At 32.9% G+C, this 5,532-nt stretch carries 3 protein-coding genes; all 3 read left to right on the top strand.

Translation table 11 applies throughout. The features are described from left to right. The first annotated feature begins 606 nt into the window (after nt 1-606). The 3 genes from DFQ02_RS14750 to DFQ02_RS14760 all read left to right on the top strand — a co-directional run bounded on the left by DFQ02_RS14750 (nt 607) and on the right by DFQ02_RS14760 (nt 5,281). Nucleotides 607-1,545 carry an NAD-dependent epimerase/dehydratase family protein gene (locus tag DFQ02_RS14750; RefSeq protein ID WP_116525217.1) on the top strand — a complete coding sequence of 313 codons (939 nt, stop codon included), beginning with the start codon at nt 607-609 and terminating at the stop codon, nt 1,543-1,545. 314 nt (nt 1,546-1,859) lie between these two features. After that, the gene (locus DFQ02_RS14755; protein WP_147297793.1) at nt 1,860-2,945 is read left to right on the top strand and encodes a TlpA disulfide reductase family protein; all 1,086 of its coding nucleotides are present in this window, start codon (nt 1,860-1,862) and stop codon (nt 2,943-2,945) included. Continuing rightward, the gene (locus tag DFQ02_RS14760) at nt 2,945-5,281 is read left to right on the top strand and encodes a hypothetical protein (protein WP_116525219.1); all 2,337 of its coding nucleotides are present in this window, start codon (nt 2,945-2,947) and stop codon (nt 5,279-5,281) included. The genes DFQ02_RS14755 and DFQ02_RS14760 overlap by 1 nt, the downstream gene beginning before the upstream one ends. Nucleotides 5,282-5,532: the final 251 nt, after the last annotated feature.

The raw sequence follows: 5,532 nt of genomic DNA on the forward strand, positions 1-5,532 counted from the left end.
ACGGAATCGCAAGTTCCTACGGCTATATTAATCTTACTCCTCTCTTTTGTTCTTTCTGATTTATAATCTAAAATTAAGAGATTGTAAACTTAAGACAGCTATAGTTCATTACGGCTGAAATTCCTACTCGGAATTTCAAGCCTTTTTGTTAAATTTATGGTTACGGCGGAATGATACTCGCGTACCATTCCGTAACGAAATCATAGCCAAACCGATGGAACACATTGGCCGATGGCGAACTTTAATCTACGCTGCTTCGCAGACAATGCATCTTAAAGTAAATGTGTTCCATCAAAGGGTTAAACCAAATTACTAACAATCCCTTAACTAAGTTAATCACCATCGACGGGCATCGAGCCCTAACGTGAGCCATCGGGTGCTTAAAAGTAATTTGGCTCTGTTTCTCGAATTCCCAAGCTAATAAATTCTACAATTTACACATCGCTGTGCGATGCTAATTGACAATCAATAATTAGAGATTATAAGGAAGAGCTTTTCTCTAATTATTGCTCAAGAATTTATTATCTTTTCATTCTCAAAGCAGAACTACGTTTAACCCTGAGTTAGCCTTTATTTAAAAAAACATAACTAATCAAAACAGAAAATATGAAAACAGTTGGAATTATTGGAGGTTCAGGCTTCATTGGAAGTCATACCACAAAGAAATTTTTGCAGGAAGGATTTAAGGTAAGAGTATCAGCTACCGATATTTCCAAAACTGAAAAATATGAACATTTAAAAAATTTACCGAATGCGGAAAACCTTGAAATTCTTCCTCTAAAAGTTGAAAATAAAAGTCAATTAAAGGAATTCACAAAAGGCTGTGACATAGTTGTTCACGGTGGAACACCTTTTCAGCTAGATGTACAAGACCCAAAAACTGAATTGTTTGACCCAACTATTAAAGGAACGGAAAATTTCCTTGAAGTAATTAACGAAACGCAAGGAATTCAAAAAGTTATTTTTATTGCTTCGGTTGCTTCATATAATACAAATTTCCCTTTGCTTCCTAACGGAAAGGGTGCTGACGACACAATTGATGAATCTGACCAACCATTTATGAGTGAAGAAAGTCATCCTTATGCACAGGCAAAATATATTGCTAACCAAACTGTAGAGAAATTTATAGAAGAACATCCAAATGCTGATTTTGAAATAACAAGTGTTTCACCTGTCGCTGTTATGGGTAAATCATTATCACAAAGAGAGGATTCAACTTCTTCAGGTCTACAATTTCTTTTCAAAAACAAAATTGCACCAAATCCATTTGTTCAAATGTTATTTGATACTGATACAGAATTTGCGATTGTCGATGTAAAAGATGTTGCAGACGGAATTTATAGTTCAGCTACTAAAAAAGGATTAAACGGAAAAAACTATTTATTAAGCAGTGAGAGCTGGAAAGTTTCGGACATTACGAAAATGCTGAATAACGAAAAACCTAATGGAAATGCTAAAATTGTTTACAGAAACGATAAAGCTAAACAAGAATTAGGAATTGAATTCAACAAGGCAGAAGTTCCTTTAAGTGAATTCGGAAAATAAAAACAAAGGCTAACAAAGAACTGAGTTAAAAAACAAGTGTTTTAAGCTAATTTAGAAACAAAGTTCTCATCGTAAGGTAATCCACTTTTTACGATAGCAAATGCCTGTTTTAATAACTTATTTGATCCTGCTTCTCGAATTCCCAAGCTAATAAATTCTACAATTTACACATCGCTGTGCGATGCTAATTGACAATCAATAATTAGAGATTATAAGGAAGAGCTTTTCTCTAATTATTGCTCAAGAATTTATTATCTTTTCATTCTCAAAGCAGAACTACGTTTAACCCTGAGTTACAAGCAAGCAAAAATGAAATGAAGTACATCATAACCGTAATTTTACTTACAATAATAATTTCATCTTGTCACAACAAATCTAAAAATGGAGGATATTTAATAAATGGGATAGCAGAAAATGTATCTGACAGCACTAAAGTTTTATTATACCTCTACCCCAAAATAGATGAAATAGCTGATTCCACATTTGTAATCAATGAAGAATTCCAATTTAAGGGGAATCTAAGCCGTCCGAGATTAGCGCATTTAAGAATTATCGAAAGCAGAGATGATAAGACATTTTGGCTTGAGAATCAACAAATAGATTTCATTGGTAAGAAAGGCAACTTTTTCAATGGGAGAATCAAAGGTTCAGAAACACAGAAAGAATCGGAACTACTTTTGAAAAGAAAAGACTCTATTTTTAAAGAAATGGAAAAGCTCGAAGCGAAGGTTACGGAAAAAAACCGAGATTCACTTTTTGAGATTTATGAAAAAATGCAAGATGTAGAAATTGAGATTAATAATAAGTTTATTCAAGATTATCCCAACTCTTACGAAAGCCTGACTCGCCTAAATTGGTCAAAAGAAAGAATGGGGAGTGAAAAAACATCCATAGTCTTCTCATATTTAAATTCGGAATTAAAGTCTACTGAAGAAGGAAAAGCAATAGAAGAGTTTATTTCTAATAATAGAAACTTAAAAATTGGGGATAAATTTGTAGATATTGAACAAGCTAATATAAAGGGGGAAATGACAAAACTCTCCAAAATACATAAAAATTACACTCTTATAGAATTTTGGGCTTCTTGGTGCGGCCCTTGTAGAAGTTTCAACCCAGAACTGGTTGAACAATACAAACTATACAAGGATAAAGGTTTTGAAATTTTCGGAGTATCATTAGACACCGACAAAGAAAAATGGAAGAAAGCAATAAAAAAGGATGGTCTGAATTGGGAAAATGTAAGTGATTTAAAAGGAGCTAACAACCAAGCTGCCGTGACTTATGGCGTTAGGGATATTCCCGATAACCTTTTGATTAATGAGAAGGGTGTAATAATCGCTAGATTAATAAGGGGACAAAAGTTAGAAGAAAAATTGAAAGAATTATTTGATGATAAATAATGCCAGCTTGTAACAATGAAAAATATTCATTATTGTTTTTTAAAGCTCTTTTGTTGGGGTGGTCATTCCCATTGTTATTATTTTCTCAAGCAAGTAGTCCAGATACAAAAAAGCTTGTAGATGATTTACAAGTTTTGTCTAAACAAAAATCTTCAGACTTGGTTTATTTCCAAACCAGCAAAGGCATTTATGAAACAGAAGAAGATGTATGGTTTAAATGTTATGTGCTAAATCCTCAATCTTATACATTATCCGCTCAAAGTAAAACCCTATTCGTACAACTTATAAATGACAAAACCCAACAAGCTGTTTGGGAAGAAAAATATGAAATAAAAAATGGCATTGTAGATGGGCATTTGTATTTACAGGATTCATTACAAGCTGGAGGCTATACCCTAACAGCATATAGCCCCCATTCTTTTTATAAAAATACTTCTGAGTTTTACGCAGCAAGAAAATTAAGGGTAGTAAAAAAGATAACAGAAAATAGAATGGTAGTTGAGGTAACTAAGGACAGTGTTTTTGATTTTAAGATGTTTCCTGAAGGCGGGCATCTTGTTTCGGGCATACGAAACACCCTAGCATTTAAAGCTACTAATAGTAAATGTGAACCTGTAATAGTGTCAGGAACTTTGTTTGAGAACAATAAACCTTTAATAGAATTCAAATCTGTACATGCAGGTATGGGGCGTTTTGTTTTTAAACCTGATATTAATAAAACATATTATGTAGAAATTTCTAATCCAAAATCCACAAAGCGATACAGCATACCCAAAATACAAACTAAAGGTATGTCTATGCAACTTGTTGGAAGTAACAAAGATTTTTTATTATTTAATATTGCGCAAAATAAAGCATTAAAAGAAACCGTAATTTACATGAGGTTGCAAGTAAGAGGTGAAGTTTATAGTTTGGCTAAAACCAGCTTAAATAGTCAAGTAAAAATAAGAGTTCCTTTAAAGGATGTACCTAAAGGCATTGCAGAAGTTACTCTCTTTAATGCCAATTTTGAGCCTATTTGTGAACGATTGGTTTTTATAAAGCCGGATCAAAAATTATATATAAAAACAACACTCGATAAGAGCGAATACAGCATCCGCGAAAAGGCAACTTTAAAAATACAAGTAACAGATGAACACCAACAACCGGTAGTAGCTCATTTGGGAGTTAGTATTTACGATAAAATCTACAAAAACCCAAAAGACGCAAAAAACATTGTTACGCATTATCATTTAACCACACAGTTAAAAGGAAAACTGTACAATCCTGCATACTACTTTGACTTAAAAAGCCAAAATAGAAAAGAAGCTCTGAATTTATTGCTGTTAACCCAAGGATGGCGGCGTTATGTTTGGAATGAAACCAATTTAAAAGAACTAAGCAGACCAAAACAAATTGTTTTTGATGATATTAAAGGAAAGATAACATTACCTAAGAAACTTCAGAAAAAACCGCAGCAATCCTTACCCGCTTTAATAGCATACAATCCCCAAAATGAAGGACAGAAAAAAATTATTTTTGTGGACTCAACCAAAACATTTACCATTGAGCCAAAGCATTTAAAAATGGGCAGGCAAGTATATTTAAAATTATTGGCTTCCCAAAAACCAAAATATACCTTTAATATCAATGATTATGCCTTTAAAGCAATAAATGCGATAAGAAAAACAAAGGCGATAAATTATCCCTTAGTAGATAGGAATACTATAAAACCTGAAAAAGTGAAACCTTTTAAATATCCGTCAGATATTAAGGTTTTGGATGAAGTAATGGTAAAGGCAAAAAAACGAAAAGTACACCGTGATAAATATTTAGGAAAATTAGATAGTATTGCTAAATTAGAAATGACTACTGATTATGTGTGTAAAGAAAACATTCTAAATTGTCCAGTACACGGTCCTTTTGAAAAAGGCAATAAAAAACCTGTAGAAGGAAAAATCTATGGTATACATTGGAGGACTGTCTATGAGGAACATGGAGGACCACCTCCCAGTGGTATTATACCTAAACATCCTCCTTATAAATATCCCGTATTAACAGATGAATATTTGATGTCTAGGTTTAATCTACTTAGAGTTAAAGGCTATTATGGAAAAAGGGAGTTTTACCAACCTGTTTATGATAATGAGAAAAGTATTGAAGATCCTTTTCCAGATTATCGTAACACTCTGTATTGGAATCCATCAGTTATTACAAATGAAAAAGGAGTGGCGACTCTAGAGTTTTTTTGTTCAGATATTAATACTAATTTCATTGGAAATATAGAGGGGGTTGGTAGTAATGGATTGTTAGGCAATGTATTATTTGAATTTTTTATAACTAAATTAACTGACTAAGAAACTATATGCATACGAAAAAGCCTGCTTGTAACACCGTATAAAATTAATTGCTAATGTATGCCTATTTATGAAAATCCTCGCGGATTTTCTATTCGATCTGTATTTGCTAAATTAAGTGCTTAAACCACGCAACTAATCTTATACATAAACGATGGAACACATTCGCCGATGGCGAACTTTAATCTACGCTGCTTCGCAGACAATGCATCTTAAAGTAAATGTGTTCCTTCTCAGGGTTAAACCAAATT

The sequence above is a fragment of the Seonamhaeicola aphaedonensis genome (genome assembly GCF_003386195.1).
In the GTDB taxonomy this organism is placed as follows: domain Bacteria; phylum Bacteroidota; class Bacteroidia; order Flavobacteriales; family Flavobacteriaceae; genus Seonamhaeicola; species Seonamhaeicola aphaedonensis.